Origin of the sequence: Streptomyces sp. NBC_00457, assembly GCF_036014015.1 — a bacterium.
GTDB lineage: Bacteria > Actinomycetota > Actinomycetes > Streptomycetales > Streptomycetaceae > Streptomyces.
Genome location: NZ_CP107905.1, coordinates 7,951,000 through 7,965,991 on the forward strand (window position 1 = coordinate 7,951,000; position 14,992 = coordinate 7,965,991).

Consider the following 14,992-nt stretch of genomic DNA (forward strand, 5'->3'; position numbering starts at 1 on the left):
GACGGGTCTCACGTGAACCCCGGGTGACGGTTCGCCCGGGGTTCGCGCGATAGTGGAGTACGTGACTGCTGTTCCTCACCCCCGTTCCGAAGCCGCAGGACCCGCCCGGGCGGGCCGCCTCAGCCTCGCCGTCGCCCTGCTGGCCGGCGCGCTCGGCGCGGCCGTGGCGCTGCTGGCCACCCGCCAGCAGTGGTCGGAGGGCACCGCGACCGTGGCCGGCGGCTCCTTCCCGCTGACCGCGAAAGGCAGCGACGTCACGGGCGTGCCCGCGGCCCTCGCCATAGTGGGCCTCGCCGCGCTCGTCGCCGTCTTCGCCGTCCGCAAGTCCGGGCGGCTGCTGGTCTCGGCGCTACTCGCGCTGTCCGGCGCCGGGATCGTCGTGGCGGCCGTGTTCGGCGCGTCCGACAGCTCGGCGCTCGACGAGAAGGCCGCGGAAACCACCGGGGACACCGCCGCGGGGGTCGACGCGCTCACCCACACCGCCTGGCCGTACGTGGCGGCGGTCGGCGGTGTCCTGATTCTGCTCGCCGGACTGCTCGCCCTGCGCTATGGGCGGCTGTGGCCTGCGATGTCCGGTCGGTACGAGCGGTCCGGGGCGCCTCGGCCGCGTCGTAAGGCGCCCGTCGTCGACCCGGATCGTCCCGAGGACCTGTGGAAGGCGCTGGACCGCGGCGAGGATCCCACCGGAGCGTGAAGCTCGGCTGTCGGTGCCGCTATGGGGCGTCGGTCGTCTGCGCGCCGTCGTGGCTGGTCGCGCCCACGCGGCGGAGCCGCATATTGACACAGCCCCGCACCCCTTCGGGGGCGCTGTGCGTACCCCTGATCACTGCACGCGGGGCCGTGCGGGACAATGATGGCGAGCGTTCGGCTCACACAGGCACACAGCAACGGCACACAGCAACGAGGAGCAAGCAATGGCGGGCAGCAGCCACGGTCACACCCCGGCCGCCTGGACCGGTGTCACTATCGCGTTCATCGGTTTCTGCATCTCGGGCGCCTTCATGGTGCTGGCCAGCCCCGTGGGCTTCTGGGCCGGTCTGGGAGTCACGGTCCTCGGTGGCGTCGTCGGCTGGATCATGAAGGGCATGGGCCTGGGCCAGTCGAAGGACCAGCACGCGGCGTACCAGACGCTCTCGGAGAAGCACCGGCCGGCCGGTATCAGCGGCTGAAGTCCCGTACAGCGCAAGCACCGTGTGAGGGGCGGACCGGTATGACGCCGGGGCCGCCCCTCACGCCTGCGCGAGGCACAATGCAAGACGTGAACCTCGACAGCCGGAAGGCCACACCGCCCGCCGGAACCGGACCCGGAGCCGTGCTCGGGCGGCTGGCCGTGCCCGCGGGACTGCTCGCGGCCGTCGCCGGGGCCTTCGCCTACGTCGGGACAGTGGACCCGAACGAGCCCGGCCACTACCCCGCCTGCCCGCTCCTGCAGTACACCGGCATCTACTGCCCCGGCTGCGGCGGCCTGCGCAGTGCGCACGCCGTCGTCCACGGGGACTTCCTGGGGGCGCTGCAGGACAACGCGGTCGCGGTCGTCGGCTACGCGCTCTTCGCCGTCGTATGGACCGTCTGGGTGGTCCGCGCGGCACGGGGCCGACCCTTCCATATCGAACTCGGGTCCGCACACCTGTGGACCGTCGGGGCATTGCTGCTGGTCTTCACGGTTGTCCGGAACCTGCCGTTCGGTGGCTGGCTCCACCCTTGATCAACTGGTGAATGTCCAGGTAGTGGGACCGGCGTCAACCGGATGCGAGGCCTACGCCCTCCTGCGGATACCATCGCAGTGACCATAGGTTTTGAACCGCTTTCACAGTCAACCGTCTGGAAGGGGGCCGCTCGCGTGAGTGTGCTCGACGAGATCATCGACGGAGTCCGTGCCGACCTCGCGGAGCGGCAGGCGCGCGTCAGCCTCGACGAGCTCAAGGAGCGCGCGGCGAAGGCCCCCGCGGCCAAGGACGGTCTGGCCGCCCTGCGCGGGGACGGCGTCAAGGTCATCTGCGAGGTCAAGCGCTCCAGCCCCTCCAAGGGCGCGCTGGCCGCCATCGCCGACCCGGCCGGACTCGCCGCGGACTACGAGGCGGGCGGCGCCGCCGTCATCTCCGTCCTCACCGAAGAGCGCCGCTTCGGCGGCTCGCTGGCCGACCTGGAGGCCGTCCGCGCCCGCGTGGACATCCCGGTCCTGCGCAAGGACTTCATCGTCACGTCGTACCAGCTGTGGGAGGCCCGGGCCTACGGCGCCGACCTCGTCCTGCTGATCGTCGCCGCCCTCGACCAGCCCGCCCTGGAGTCCCTCGTCGAGCGCGCCGAGTCCATCGGGCTCACCCCGATCGTCGAGGTCCACGACGAGGACGAGGTCGACCGCGCCGTCGACGCCGGCGCCAAGATCATCGGCGTCAACGCCCGCGACCTCAAGACCCTCGAGGTCGACCGCGGCACCTTCGAGCGGGTCGCCCCCGAGATCCCCGAAGGCATCGTCAAGATCGCCGAATCCGGCGTCCGCGGCCCCCACGACCTCATCGCCTACGCCAACGCCGGCGCCGACGCCGTCCTCGTCGGCGAGTCCCTCGTCACCGGCAAGGACCCGAAGACAGCAGTGGCCGACCTGGTGGCAGCGGGCGCCCACCCCGCACTCCGCCACGGCCGCGGCTGATCACCCGGTAGGGTTACCGCCGATGACTCTCTCGCTGACCGTGACAACCGTGGACCGGCACGCCCGCCTCGCACGCGGCTGCCGCCCCCGGGGTTGCCGCGCGCCGGCACGCAGGGTGCACGGCCGCAGGGTGCGTTACGTCATCGGAGACGAACCCGGGCAGGTGAACGGCCGCCGATGGCAGCGCCCCGTGAGGGGCGCGGGGAACTGCGCGACCAGCCACAACGGTCCCGCAGCCAACTGATCACCTCCGCCCCCACGGCGATTAGTGTCTTTTCCACGCACTCACCGTGAGGTATCCGCATGCCCAGCGACTTCTTCATCCCCGACCCCCAGGGTCAACTCCCCAGCCCCGAAGGCTACTTCGGCGCATTCGGCGGCAAGTTCATCCCGGAGGCCCTCGTGGCCGCCGTGGACGAGGTAGCCGTCGAGTACGACAAGGCCAAGCACGACCCCGAGTTCGCCCGAGAACTCGACGACCTCTTGGTCAACTACACCGGCCGCCCCAGCGCCCTCACCGAAGTCCCCCGCTTCGCCGAGCACGCCGGAGGCCCCCGCATCTTCCTCAAGCGGGAAGACCTGAACCACACCGGCTCGCACAAGATCAACAACGTGCTCGGCCAGGCCCTGCTCACCAAGCGCATGGGCAAGACCCGAGTGATCGCCGAGACCGGAGCCGGCCAGCACGGCGTCGCGACCGCCACCGCCTGCGCGCTGTTCGGCCTCGAGTGCACCATCTACATGGGCGAGATCGACACCCGGCGCCAGGCCCTCAACGTGGCCCGCATGCGCATGCTCGGCGCCGAGGTCATCGCCGTGAAGTCGGGATCTCGCACCCTCAAGGACGCCATCAACGAGGCGTTCCGCGACTGGGTGGCGAACGTCGACCACACCCACTACCTCTTCGGCACGGTCGCCGGCCCGCACCCCTTCCCCGCCATGGTCCGCGACTTCCACCGTGTGATCGGCGTCGAGACCCGCCGCCAGCTGCTGGAGCGCGCGGGCCGTCTCCCCGACGCCGCCATCGCCTGCGTCGGCGGCGGCTCCAACGCCATCGGTCTCTTCCACGCCTTCATCCCCGACCCGGAGGTACGCCTCATCGGCTGCGAGCCCGCGGGCCACGGCGTCGAGACCGGTGAGCACGCGGCGACCCTGACCGCGGGTGAGCCCGGCATCCTCCACGGTTCCCGGAGCTACGTCCTCCAGGACGAGGAGGGCCAGATCACGGAGCCGTACTCGATCTCGGCCGGTCTGGACTACCCGGGCATCGGACCCGAGCACTCCTACCTCAAGGACACCGGTCGCGCCGAGTACCGCGCGGTCACCGACGACGCCGCCATGCAGGCCCTGCGCCTGCTCTCGCGGACCGAGGGCATCATCCCGGCGATCGAGAGCGCGCACGCGCTCGCAGGCGCGCTCGAAGTCGGCCGGGAGCTGGGCAAGGACGGGCTGATCGTGGTCAACCTGTCGGGCCGCGGTGACAAGGACATGGACACCGCAGCCCGCTACTTCGGGCTGTACGACACCGACGCCGAGGTCGCCGCCGACGCCGGCAGCGAGACCGCCGAGATCGAGGGGGACGCCAAGTGAGCGGCAACATCCAGCTGTTGACGGACACCCTCGCGGGCGCGAAGGCGGAGGGCCGGTCCGCCCTGATCGCCTACCTCCCGGCCGGCTTCCCGACCGTCGACGGCGGCATCGAGGCGATCAAGGCCGCCTTCGACGGCGGCGCCGACGTCGTCGAGGTCGGTCTGCCGCACAGCGACCCCGTCCTCGACGGCCCGGTCATCCAGACCGCCGACGACATCGCCCTGCGCGGCGGCGTCAAGATCGCCGACGTGATGCGCACGGTGCGCGAGACGTACGAGGCGACCGGCAAGCCGGTGCTCGTGATGACGTACTGGAATCCGATCGACCGCTACGGCGTCGAGCGCTTCACCGCCGAACTGGCCGAGGCGGGCGGGGCGGGCTGCATCCTGCCCGACCTGCCCGTGCAGGAGTCGGCGCTGTGGAGGGAGCACGCCGAGAAGCACGGCCTGGCGACCGTCTTCGTGGTCGCGCCCAGCAGCAAGGACGAGCGGCTCGCGCAGATCACCGCCGCGGGCAGCGGCTTCGTCTACGCCGCCTCGCTCATGGGCGTCACCGGTACCCGTGAGTCGGTCGGCGCCCAGGCCCACGACCTGGTCCAGCGCACCCGGGCCACCGGCACCGGCCTGCCCGTCTGCGTCGGCCTCGGCGTCTCCAACGCGGCCCAGGCCGCCGAGGTCGCCGGCTTCGCCGACGGCGTGATCGTCGGCTCGGCCTTCGTGAAGCGGATGCTGGACGCGGCGGACGACGCAGCCGGTGTCGAGGCGGTCCGCGGCCTCGCCGGTGAGCTGGCGAAGGGCGTGCGCGGGCAGGCGTAACAACCGGGATTTCATACAGGTCCCTCTTCCGGGTGGACCTGGGACCGGGGAGGCGCGGTGCGCCTCCCCGGTTCGTTCTGTGGGTGTGAGCGAGAAGAACCGTGAGGGAAAGCGCACCGCCCGTGAGCGGCTGGCGGTCGAGCGTGAGAAGCAGAATGCCGCGGACAAGCGCCGACGGGCCCTGATCGTGGGCGCGAGCGTCGTCTGCGTCCTGGGGCTCGCGGCGGTGATCGGCGTCGTCGCGGCCAACGCGGGCAAGGACGACAGCGAGAGCTCGGGCCCGCTCGTGGCGCCCTCGGGGGCGAACGGCGAGGACAATCTCGCCATCCCGGTCGGCAAGAACAGCGCCAAGTCGACGCTCACGGTGTGGGAGGACTTCCGCTGCCCGGCCTGCAAGTCCTTCGAGACGGTGTACCGCTCGGCCATCCATGAACTGACCGACTCCGGACAGCTCAGAGTCGAGTACCGCCTCGCGACGATCATCGACGGCAACATGCGCGGCACCGGCTCCCGCAACGCGGCCAACGCGGCGGCCTGTGCCCAGGACGCCGGAAAGTTCCCCGCGTACCACGACGTGCTGTTCGACAACCAGCCGCCCGAGACCGACGACGCCTTCGGCGAGAACAGCAAGCTCATCGAGCTGGCCGCCAAGGTCGACGGCCTCGACACTCCCGCCTTCCGGACCTGCGTGGAGAAGGGCACCTACAACAACTGGGTCGAGAAGTCCGCGGCCGCCTTCCAGGACGGCGGCTTCAGCGGCACGCCGACCGTGCTGCTCGACGGGAAGAACATCCTGCAGGACCAGTCGATGACGCCGGCGAAGCTGAAGCAGCTGGTGCAGGAGGCGAACAAGGCGTGAGCCGGGGTGCCCGCCCGTTACGCACCCGTTGCCGGGCCGCTTGCCGTGGGCGCGGCCCGGCAGGGTAGCGTCGACCTTGCCATGGAACTTGCCTACATTCCCAGCCCGTCGCGCGGGGTGATCCACCTCGGCCCCATTCCGCTGCGCGGCTATGCGTTCTGCATCATCATCGGCGTCTTCGTCGCCGTCTGGCTCGGCGGCAGGCGCTGGGTCGCCCGGGGCGGGCGGGCCGGCACGGTGGCCGACATCTCTGTCTGGGCCGTGCCCTTCGGCCTCGTCGGCGGTCGGCTCTACCACGTGATCACGGACTACCAGCTGTACTTCAGCGAAGGCCGCGACTGGGTGGACGCCTTCAAGATCTGGGAGGGCGGCCTCGGCATCTGGGGCGCGATCGCGTTCGGCGCGCTGGGTGCGTGGATCGGCTGCCGCCGTCGTGGCCTCCCGCTGCCCGCCTACGCCGACGCCGTCGCCCCCGGCATCGCTCTCGCGCAGGCCATCGGACGCTGGGGCAACTGGTTCAACCAGGAGCTGTACGGGCGGGAGACCGACCTGCCCTGGGCCCTGCACATCACGTCCACGGCGGACGGCCGGGTGCCCGGGTACTACCACCCGACGTTCCTGTACGAGTCGCTGTGGTGCATCGGCGTCGCGGTCCTCGTCATCTGGGCCGACCGCCGCTTCAAGCTCGGGCACGGGCGGGCCTTCGCGCTGTACGTCGCCTCGTACTGCGTCGGCCGGTTCTGGATCGAGTACATGCGGGTCGACGAGGCCCACCACATCCTGGGCCTCCGCCTCAACAACTGGACCGCCCTGCTCCTGTTCCTGCTCGCGGTGGCCTACATCGTGGTGTCGGCGAAGAAGCGGCCGGGGCGGGAAGAGATCATCGAGCCGGATCCGGAGGCGGTCGCGGATGCGGATGCGGATGCCTCCGGCGGTTCGGCCGACGGTGATGATGCCGCCGATGACGACGTGAAGGACAAGGCCGAGGCCGAGGCCGAATCCGAGTCGGGGTCCGCGAAGAAGACCTGAAGGTCGGTTGTACGTCGATGAGGGCGCCCGCGCGCTTGTGCGGGCGCCCTCGTTGTGTCCGGGGACGGGGTCAGCGGCGGCGTGCCAGGGACAGGGTTCGTTGCGCCGCCGCCACTACCGCCGCGTCGATGAACGTTCCGTTCGGGAGGGCCTGGGCGCCCAGCTCTCCTGTGGCTGCCTTGACGATCGTCTCCGCGTGTTCCAGTTCCTCCTCCGTGGGGAGGTAGGCGCGTTCGATGACGGGGAGTTGGCGGGGGTGGATGGCGGCGCGGCCCAGGAAGCCGAGGGTGCGGCCGTGGGCGCAGGACGCGGTCAGGCCGTCCAGGTCACGGGTGTCGGGGTGGACCGACTGGGGTGGTGGCGGGAGGCCGGCCGCGCGGGCGGCGACGATCACGCGGGAGCGGGACCAGTCCAGGCCCGCGTCGTGCCGAACACCCAGGTCGGCCCGGAGGTCCGCCTCGCCCAGGGCGATGCCGTGGAGTGCGGGGTGGGCGGACGCGATCGCGTAGGCGTGTTCGACGGCGAGGGCGGATTCCAGGAGGGCGTACAGGGGTGGGCCGGAGTGGAGTTCCGCGATGCGGACGACCTGTTCGGGGGTGGACACCTTCGGGAGGCGCAGGCCGGACAGGCCCGGGAGACGTGCCAGTGCGGTGAGGTCGGCCGCCGCGAACGGGCCGTCCAGGGCGTTGACGCGGACGTGGACCGGGACCGGCTGGGGGTCGGAGAGGAGTTCGGCCGCTGCCGCGCGGGCGTAGGCCTTACGGTCCGGGGCTACCGCGTCCTCCAGGTCGATCACGACCACGTCGGCGCCCGAGGCGAGCGCCTTGGTGATGACGTGTGGGCGGTCGCCGGGGACGTAGAGCCAGGTCAGGGGGAAGGTCACCGTACGGAGCCTTCCTTGCGCAAAGCCTCCAACTCGGTGGCCGTCAGGCCGAGTTCGGTGAGGACCTGCTCCGTGTCCGCGCCGTGCGGGCGGCCCGGCCAGCGGATCGCGCCGGGGGTGTCGGAGAGGCGGAAGAGGACGTTCTGCATGCGCAGGGGGCCCAGTTCCGGGTCGTCGACGGTGGTGATCGTGCCGAGGGCCTGGTACTGCGGGTCGGTCAGCACATCCCGTACGTCCTGGATCGGGGCCACCGCCGCCTCCGCCTTCTCGAAGGCCGCCAGCACCTCGGCGCGGGGGCGTTCGGCGATCCAGGTGCCGACCGCCTCGTCGAGGACGTCGGAGTGGCGGGCCCGGTCGGCGCCCGTCGCGAACCAGGGTTCGTCGATCAGGTCCGGGCGGCCGACGAGACGCAGCACGCGTTCCGCGACCGACTGGGCCGAGGTCGAGACGGCGACCCAGGTGCCGTCCGCGGTGCGGTAGGTGTTGCGCGGGGCGTTGTTGGCGGACCGGTTGCCGGTGCGTTCCTGCACGTAGCCGAGCTGGTCGTACCAGGTCGGGTGGGGGCCGAGCACCGTCAGGATCGGTTCGATGAGGGCCATGTCGACGACTTGACCGGCGCCGGTGCGGTCGCGGGCGGCGAGGGCGGTCATCACGGCGTACGACGTCGCCAGGCCCGCGATCGAGTCGGCGAGGCCGAACGGCGGGAGCGTCGGGGGCGCGTCGGGCTCGCCGGTGATCGCGGCGAAGCCGCTCATCGCCTCGGCGAGCGTGCCGAAGCCGGGGCGGTGGGCGTAGGGGCCGAACTGGCCGAAGCCGGTGACGCGGGTGAGGACCAGGCGGGGGTTGGCGGCCGACAGCTCCGGCCAGCCGAGGTCCCACTTCTCCAGGGTGCCGGGGCGGAAGTTCTCGATGACGACGTCGGCGGTGGCGGCGAGGCGCAGGAGGGTGGTGCGGCCGCCGGGCTTGGAGAGGTCCAGGGTGATCGTGCGCTTGTTGCGGCCGAGGAGTTTCCACCACAGGCCGACTCCGTCCTTCGCCGGGCCGTGGCCTCGGGCGGGGTCCGGTTTCGTCGGGTGCTCGACCTTGATGACCTCGGCACCGAAGTCACCGAGGAGAGTGGCGGCGAGGGGGCCGGCGAAGAGGGTGGCCAGGTCGAGGACGCGGAGGCCGGTCAGCGGGGGTGTGGGGTGGTGTGTGGGGTGGTGTGTGGCTCGGGGTGTGGTTCGGGGTGTGGCTTCGGGTGTGCTCATGAGGCGAACTGCGCTTCGATCTCCTGGCGGGTCGGCATCGACGCCGACGCTCCCGCTCGCTGTACGGACAGTGCGGCTGCCGCGGCGGCCCACGCCAGGGCCTGCCGCATGGGGCGCGTCTCGGTGAGGGCCACCGCGAGGGCGCCGACGAAGGTGTCGCCCGCGCCGGTCGAGTCCACGGCGGTGACGTTCGGGGCCGGGACGGTGAGGGGCTCCTGACCGCGGGCCGCGTACAGGCTGCCGGAGGCGCCGAGTGTGATGACCACTTCCGGTACCTGGTCGAGCAGGACGTACGCGGCGGCGTGGGGGTCGGGGATGCCGGTGAGCGTGGCCGCCTCGTGCTCGTTCGGGACCAACAGGTCGGTGGCGGCGAGGAGTTCGGGGGGCAGGGGCTGGGCCGGGGCGGGCGTGAGGATCGTACGGACACCATGGGCGCGTGCCGCTTCGGCGCCCGCGAGGACCGCGGTGAGCGGGATCTCCAGTTGGAGGAGCAGGGCGTCGACGGAGGCGATCAGGCCCTCGTCGCCGGGCGTGAGGTGGTCGAGGGTGCCGTTGGCTCCGGGGACCACGACGATCGCGTTGCTGCCGTCGTCGTCCACCACGATGTGGGCGGTGCCGGACGGGCCTTCCGTGGTGCGCAGGTGGTCGGTGTCCACGCCGGAGTGTTCGAGGGTGGAACGGAGGCGGGCGCCGAAGCCGTCGTTGCCGACCGCGCCGATCATCGAGACGGTGGCGCCCGCGCGGGCGGCGGCGATCGCCTGGTTGGCGCCCTTGCCGCCGGGGATCGTGCGGAATGCGCGGCCGGTGACTGTTTCGCCGCGTTGTGGAGCCTTCTCGACGTAGGCCACCAGGTCCATGTTCGTGCTGCCGAGTACGGCGATGTGGGTCATGGGCGAGGAGCCTCCAGGTGGGTGAGGGCTTGGGTGAGCGCTTGGGTGAGATGGGCGAGGGTGTCGAAGCCGGTGCCGTTGAAGTCGCCGACGGAGGTGGCCAGTCGGTTCTTGAGGGGGGTCGTCCAGCGGTCGGGGAGTGCGGTGGGGGAGCCGGCGAGGAGGGCGGCGATGCTGCCGGTCGTCGCGCCGTTGGAGTCGGTGTCCCAGCCGCCGGAGACGGCACGGCAGATGGAGGTGGTGAAGTCGCCGTTCGCGTGGGTGAGGGCGGCGGTGATCAGGGCGGTGTTGGGGATGGCGTGGACCCAGTGGTGGTCTGCGTAGGTCGTGTGGAGTTCGTCCACGACGGTGTCGAAGTCGGTGTGGTCTTCGGCCAGTTGGAGGGCGCGGTGGATGGCCTTCGTGAGGCGGGAGTTCGGGGGGATGACCGTGAGGCCTGTGCGTAGGCAGGTGTGGATGTCCTGCGTGCCGGTGGCGGCCGTGGCGATGACGGCCGCGGTGAACATCGCAGCGTAGACGCCGTTCGCTGTGTGGGTGAGGGTGGCGTCCCGGTGGGCCTGTTCCGCTGCGGCGGCTGGGTTGCCGGGGTTGGTCCAGCCGTGGACGTCGGCGCGGATCAGGGCGCCGATCCATTCGCGGAAGGGGTTGCGGTGGCGGGCCGTGTGTGGGGGGTGGATGCCGGTGAGGAGGTTGCGGTAGGCGATGCGTTCTGCGGTGAACGTGCGGCCGGCGGGGAGTTCGTCCAGCCAGAGGGTGGCTACGTCTTCGCTGGTGAAGGTTTTGCCGTGGCGTTGGAGCAGGAGGAGGTTGAGGAGGGGGTAGTTGAGGTCGTCGTCCTCTGGCATGCCGTCGATGTTTTCGGCGAGGGAGGTTGGTGCGGATCTGCGGTTCCAGGGGTACTTCGTGGCGAGGTCCGCGGGGAGGCCCTTGGCTGTGAACCAGGTGTTCAAGGGCCAGTTGTCTGTGGCCTTGGCTAGTTGGCGGATCGCGTGAAGGGGGAGCTTCTCCACCGGTTTGCCCAGGAGGCACCCTGCTGCTCGGCCGAGCCAGGCTGCTTCCAAGCGGGCCTGCGTGGGGGCTGGGGCGGGGTCGGTCGCGCAGCCCGGCGCTGGCGGGGTGCCGCCTGCGCCCAACCGTGCCGCCCCAGGCGGCACGCATGCCCGCAGCTTGGGCGGGACAGCTGCCTGCAGCTTGGGCGGGTCAGCTGCCCGCAGCTTGGCGGGTGGCCAGTTCGGGCACAGGGCTCTGATCTTCTCCAGTTCCGTCGGTTCCTGCTCCTCCAACGCGCTTGGCAGGTCCGTCAGTTCGTCCAGCAAGTCCTCTGCCAGTTGTCGCAGGTAGCGTGATGCCCGATCGGGAGATGCGCCGGACCGGAGTGGAGCCTCGTTCCCGCCCGCCGCTCGCCACCGCGCCGCGATTCTCGAAGGCTCGCGGCCGTCCAGGGTTGCTTGACGCAGTTCGTGGCCGACCAGGTCCTCCGGCTGGACCCACGTCAGTCGGAGCATGCCGGGACTCCCAGCTCGGTCAGTGCCTGTTCATGGGCTCGGCGTCGTCGTACGTCCCGTTCGAAGATCTCTCGCGTGACCTGGGTCAGAGTCGTCGCCGGTTCCCAGAGGTCCAGGCGGCTGGCTTCCGAGACGGTCTTGGACCAGGCCTCCGGGATCGGGGAACCCAGGGCGCCCGAGAGCGCGCCCGCCATCGTGGCGATGGAGTCGCAGTCGCGGCCGTAGTTCACCGAGCCGAGGACTGTGTGGCGGAAGTCGCCGTCGGCGACGACCAACATGCCCAGCGCTACGGGGAGTTCCTCGATCGCGTGCAGGCGGGACGGGCGGCGGGCGCCCAGGGACGGCTGCCGGTAGTCGGGGCCCACTGTGTCGTACGGTGCCACCACCTCCCGTAGCGGGCTCAGCGCCGACTCGAAGTCCGAATGGGCGGAGGCCACTTCGCAGACGTTCTCGATCGCGGTGCGCGTGCCGTCCTTCGCCAGGGACAGGCACGTCGTGACGACCGAGTCCGGTGTCGCGCCGGGCGTGCAGGCCGCGGCTACCGCTGCCGCGAAGACGCCCGCCGCCTCGCGGCCGTACGACGACTGGTGGGCGCCCGCGATGTCGAGGGCCTCGGTGTATGCGCCCTCGGGGTTGGCCGCGTTGACCAGGCCGACCGGGGCCATGTACATCGCCGCGCCGCAGTTGACGACGTTGCCGACGCCGGCCTCTCGCGGGTCGACATGGCCGTAGTGCAACCTCGCGACCAGCCACTTCTCCGCCAGGAAGACCCGGTGCAGCGGCAGGGTCTCCGTCTCCAGCTCCGGGATCCAGCGCGGGTTCGTCATCAGGTCCGGCACCAGGTGCTCGGCGATCGCGTAGGCGTCCAGGTGGTCGCGGATCTGGGCGTACACCCGTACCAGGGCATGGGTCAGCAAGGTGTCGTCGGTGATGTGGCCGTCGCCCTTGTGGTACGGGGCGATGGGGCGGGCGGTGCGCCAGGCGTCGCCGTGCCAGGGGCCGACGATGCCGTGGACGCGGCCGCCGTGGCGTTCGAGGATCTGGGCGGGGGAGTAGCCCTCGACGGGGCCGCCGAGTGCGTCGCCGACGGCCGCTCCGACCAGGGCGCCGGTGATCCGCTCGGGCAGAGTGATCGCTGAGGTTTCTTCTCCTTTGGGCGTCATGCCCCGAATCATCCCCCCGGTGGGGCCGGTTGTACGGCTTCCAGGAGTTCGGCGAGTTCCACCAGGTCGGTGCCGGTCAAGCGAGGGAGGACGCAGCCGGAGAGGGTGCGGCAGGTGTCCCGCCAGGTCGCCGGGATCGCCGCGCCGCCGCCCAGCGCGCCGGTCAGGGCGCCCACGAGCGCCGGGGCCGAGTCCGCGACCCGGGACAGACAGGCCGCCGCGGGGACCGCCTCGGCGATCCTGCCGTGTGCCGCGGTCGCCAGGGCCAGGGCGACCGGGACCGTTTCGGCGGCGGCGATGCCGTAGCTGTAGACGTGGTCGACGATCTGGTGCTCCAGGAGCGGGATCAGCGCGAAGGCGCTGTCCGTGTCGGACGCCAGCTTCAGCGCGTGGCGGGCGTTGCGGCCGACCTCGGTGGACTCGGGGAGTTCCGCGAGGGCCGCCCGCGCGCACGCCTCGACCTCCGCTCCGACCAGGGCCAGCGAGAGTGCCGCCGCCATCGCCCGCGCGCCGTGCACTCCGTCGCCGTCCTGGGTATAGCGGGCGTCGAACTCGGCGAGGGAGGCGGCGAGTTCGGGGTCGCCGGGGTGGGCGACGGCCAGCACACAGGCCCGTACGCACGCCGCGTCGTCGAAGTAGTGCGGATTGTCGTGGCCGGTGGCGGGCGGGCGCAGTCCGGTGGCCAGGTTGCCGAGACCGGCCCGGACCGAGATACGGGCGCGCAGCGGGAGCACCGCCGACTCGATCTCGGGGGCGCGTTCGGCCGCCGCCGCGACTTCGCTCGCGACCGCGTTCCAGGTCAGATCGATGGCGGCCCTTGTACGGCGCTCCCGGCTCAGGTCGCCCAGCGCACTGTCGTCCCCGGCCCGCAGCACGGCCTCCGCTGCGAACGCCGCCCACTCCGCGTCGTCGGAGGGGCCGAGGCGGAGGGGTTCCGGGGGCTGGTTCAGCGCGATCGGCACGGGGAGCGTGGTCGTCGCGTTCTGCTCCGCGAACGTGTCCAGTTCGCGCGTCAGACGCCGCGTCCACTCCGGCATCCGGGCCGCCCGGTGCCGGGCGGCCGGCCAACCGGCGGCGTCCCCCGCGGCCAGCCCCAGCAACAGCCCTTCCACCCGCCGGGTCACGGCCGCACCTCGTCCTCGTCTGCGGCGAGGACATAGAGGGCCACGGGGTCGCACTCCGCCCGCCCCTCATGTCGTACGAGACTGTCCGGTCGTACGAGATCGACCGGTCGTACGAGATCGTCCTGCCGTTCCTCTGTCTCTGCCTCCGCGTCCTCCTCTTCCGTCAGCAGGTCCGCCACGTCCAGCACGTGGTGGCCCCTCATCGACGGCAGGCAGCTGCCGTGGGCCGGGCCGATGGCGGCGGCCCAGTCGGACGGGATGGCGGACGCGCCCTGGGTCGCGCCGGCGAGTGCGCCCGCGACCGCTGCCGTGGTGTCGGCGTCGCGGCCCATGTTCACGGCGGTCAGTACGGCCTGGACGAAGTCGCCGTCGGCTGCCGCGTAGGCGCCGAAGGCGAGGGCGACGGCTTCGGGGGCGAGGTCGGTCCAGGGGTAGCCGCCGATGACGACCGCGGAGCGGACCGCGCGTTCGCCTCGGTGGGCGACGGCGACGGCGCGGCGCAGGGAGCGGGCCGTCCAGGAGTCGTCCGGAACGACGGCGAGGGCGGACGCGACCACCGCGATCGTCGGGGCGCCGGCCATCGCCGCCGCGACGCCGGCCGCGACCGCCTGGCCTCCGTAAATGCCCTCGCCGTCATGGCTGACCGAGCCGTCGATCGCCACCAGTCGGGCCGCTTCGGCGGGGCGGCCCGAGGCGAAGACGCCGAAGGGGGCCGCGCGCATGGCGAGGCCGTCGCTCCAGGCGTGGCGGTGCTGGGCGGAGATGGGGGCGGCGAGGCCGCGGCGGAGGTTCTCCAGGGTGCCGCGTTCGCTGAAGCCGGCGCCGCGGAAGGGGCCCTCGTCGCGGTCGGCGATCCATTTGTGCCAGGCCGTCTCCACATGGGAGGGGGTCAGGGCGCTGCCGTGGCGGGCGAGCAGCAAGCCCGAGAAGATCGCGTACTCCGTGTCGTCCGTGCCGGCCGGCTTGTCGGCGACGTAACCGGTGATACGGCCCCAGCGGGCGCGGATCTCGGAGGGCTTCATGTTCTCGGCGGGGGCTCCGAGGGCGTCGCCGACGGCGAGGCCGAGCAGCGCGCCGCGTGCCCGGTCGCGGAGTTCGGCGGCGTTCCCGGGCGCCGGGGCCGAGGGAACGCAGGCGATCGATGCCATAGGGGCCTCTCCTCCGGGGGCTCCTCCCAGGGCGCGGAGCCCTTTGCGGATGTGTCCCACCGGAGGGGTCCGGGAGAGCGTCGGGG

The 14,992-nt window shown here is 71.8% G+C and carries 16 protein-coding genes; 9 read left to right on the forward strand and 7 right to left on the reverse strand.

What is annotated here, in order from left to right; all coding sequences use genetic code 11:
• Positions 1-52: 52 nt before the first annotated feature.
• From OG828_RS36305 to lgt, 9 genes are all read left to right on the forward strand, one after another.
• Positions 53-694, forward strand: coding sequence for a TIGR02234 family membrane protein (locus OG828_RS36305; RefSeq protein WP_210576081.1), 642 nt, complete (start codon positions 53-55; stop codon positions 692-694).
• A gap of 220 nt (positions 695-914) precedes the next feature.
• Complete coding sequence (locus OG828_RS36310) at positions 915-1,169, forward strand: HGxxPAAW family protein (protein ID WP_328366381.1); 255 nt, start codon at positions 915-917, stop codon at positions 1,167-1,169.
• An 80-nt stretch (positions 1,170-1,249) separates the two neighbouring features.
• Positions 1,250-1,705, forward strand: coding sequence for a DUF2752 domain-containing protein (locus OG828_RS36315; RefSeq protein WP_328503552.1), 456 nt, complete (start codon positions 1,250-1,252; stop codon positions 1,703-1,705).
• Between the two features lie 135 nt (positions 1,706-1,840).
• Positions 1,841-2,650 (forward strand): indole-3-glycerol phosphate synthase TrpC, encoded by an 810-nt coding sequence (trpC, locus tag OG828_RS36320; protein ID WP_328366387.1) that lies wholly within the window; start codon positions 1,841-1,843, stop codon positions 2,648-2,650.
• A 22-nt stretch (positions 2,651-2,672) separates the two neighbouring features.
• Positions 2,673-2,894 (forward strand): tryptophan biosynthesis modulator TrpM, encoded by a 222-nt coding sequence (gene trpM / locus OG828_RS49675; protein WP_374104696.1) that lies wholly within the window; start codon positions 2,673-2,675, stop codon positions 2,892-2,894.
• Positions 2,895-2,953: 59 nt separating this feature from the next.
• Complete coding sequence (trpB, locus tag OG828_RS36325) at positions 2,954-4,240, forward strand: tryptophan synthase subunit beta (RefSeq protein WP_328503553.1); 1,287 nt, start codon at positions 2,954-2,956, stop codon at positions 4,238-4,240.
• Positions 4,237-5,055 carry a tryptophan synthase subunit alpha gene (gene trpA / locus OG828_RS36330; protein ID WP_328366392.1) on the forward strand — a complete coding sequence of 273 codons (819 nt, stop codon included), beginning with the start codon at positions 4,237-4,239 and terminating at the stop codon, positions 5,053-5,055. The genes trpB and trpA overlap by 4 nt, the downstream gene beginning before the upstream one ends.
• A gap of 85 nt (positions 5,056-5,140) precedes the next feature.
• Positions 5,141-5,914: a DsbA family protein gene (locus tag OG828_RS36335; protein WP_328366395.1), complete on the forward strand. Its 774-nt coding sequence runs from the start codon at positions 5,141-5,143 to the stop codon at positions 5,912-5,914.
• Positions 5,915-5,995: 81 nt separating this feature from the next.
• Positions 5,996-6,943: a prolipoprotein diacylglyceryl transferase gene (gene lgt / locus OG828_RS36340; RefSeq protein ID WP_328503554.1), complete on the forward strand. Its 948-nt coding sequence runs from the start codon at positions 5,996-5,998 to the stop codon at positions 6,941-6,943.
• A 70-nt stretch (positions 6,944-7,013) separates the two neighbouring features.
• Here the strand turns inward: lgt and OG828_RS36345 are convergent, their stop codons facing one another.
• From OG828_RS36345 to OG828_RS36375, 7 genes are read right to left on the reverse strand one after another with little or no spacing between them, the layout of a single operon-like run.
• Positions 7,014-7,826 carry an HpcH/HpaI aldolase/citrate lyase family protein gene (locus OG828_RS36345; RefSeq protein ID WP_328441143.1) on the reverse strand — a complete coding sequence of 271 codons (813 nt, stop codon included), beginning with the start codon at positions 7,824-7,826 and terminating at the stop codon, positions 7,014-7,016.
• On the reverse strand, positions 7,823-9,076 hold the full coding sequence (locus OG828_RS36350; protein ID WP_328503555.1) for a CaiB/BaiF CoA transferase family protein: 1,254 nt from the start codon (positions 9,074-9,076) through the stop codon (positions 7,823-7,825). The genes OG828_RS36345 and OG828_RS36350 overlap by 4 nt, the downstream gene beginning before the upstream one ends.
• Complete coding sequence (gene rbsK, locus OG828_RS36355; protein ID WP_328503556.1) at positions 9,073-9,966, reverse strand: ribokinase; 894 nt, start codon at positions 9,964-9,966, stop codon at positions 9,073-9,075. Before rbsK ends, OG828_RS36350 begins: the two co-directional genes overlap by 4 nt.
• On the reverse strand, positions 9,963-11,471 hold the full coding sequence (locus tag OG828_RS36360) for an ADP-ribosylglycohydrolase family protein (RefSeq protein ID WP_328503557.1): 1,509 nt from the start codon (positions 11,469-11,471) through the stop codon (positions 9,963-9,965). Before OG828_RS36360 ends, rbsK begins: the two co-directional genes overlap by 4 nt.
• The gene (locus tag OG828_RS36365) at positions 11,459-12,634 is read right to left on the reverse strand and encodes an ADP-ribosylglycohydrolase family protein (RefSeq protein ID WP_328503558.1); all 1,176 of its coding nucleotides are present in this window, start codon (positions 12,632-12,634) and stop codon (positions 11,459-11,461) included. Before OG828_RS36365 ends, OG828_RS36360 begins: the two co-directional genes overlap by 13 nt.
• 8 nt (positions 12,635-12,642) lie before the next feature.
• A complete protein-coding gene (locus OG828_RS36370) occupies positions 12,643-13,812 on the reverse strand; it encodes an ADP-ribosylglycohydrolase family protein (protein WP_443062462.1) in 1,170 nt (389 codons plus the stop codon).
• A complete protein-coding gene (locus OG828_RS36375) occupies positions 13,755-14,906 on the reverse strand; it encodes an ADP-ribosylglycohydrolase family protein (RefSeq protein WP_328503560.1) in 1,152 nt (383 codons plus the stop codon). The genes OG828_RS36370 and OG828_RS36375 overlap by 58 nt, the downstream gene beginning before the upstream one ends.
• Positions 14,907-14,992 lie beyond the last annotated feature (86 nt).

Bases quoted from the DNA above. Each gene is read 5' to 3' on its own strand.
- OG828_RS36310 (WP_328366381.1), top strand. From the start codon at position 915: ATGGCGGGCAGCAGCCACGGTCACACCCCGGCCGCCTGGACCGGTGTC.
- OG828_RS36350 (WP_328503555.1), bottom strand. From the start codon at position 9,076: ATGAGCACACCCGAAGCCACACCCCGAACCACACCCCGAGCCACACAC.
- trpB (WP_328503553.1), top strand. From the start codon at position 2,954: ATGCCCAGCGACTTCTTCATCCCCGACCCCCAGGGTCAACTCCCCAGC.
- trpM (WP_374104696.1), top strand. From the start codon at position 2,673: ATGACTCTCTCGCTGACCGTGACAACCGTGGACCGGCACGCCCGCCTC.
- OG828_RS36315 (WP_328503552.1), top strand. From the start codon at position 1,250: ATGCAAGACGTGAACCTCGACAGCCGGAAGGCCACACCGCCCGCCGGA.
- OG828_RS36365 (WP_328503558.1), bottom strand. From the start codon at position 12,634: ATGACGCCCAAAGGAGAAGAAACCTCAGCGATCACTCTGCCCGAGCGG.
- rbsK (WP_328503556.1), bottom strand. From the start codon at position 9,966: ATGACCCACATCGCCGTACTCGGCAGCACGAACATGGACCTGGTGGCC.
- OG828_RS36375 (WP_328503560.1), bottom strand. From the start codon at position 14,906: ATGGCATCGATCGCCTGCGTTCCCTCGGCCCCGGCGCCCGGGAACGCC.
- lgt (WP_328503554.1), top strand. From the start codon at position 5,996: ATGGAACTTGCCTACATTCCCAGCCCGTCGCGCGGGGTGATCCACCTC.
- OG828_RS36360 (WP_328503557.1), bottom strand. From the start codon at position 11,471: ATGCTCCGACTGACGTGGGTCCAGCCGGAGGACCTGGTCGGCCACGAA.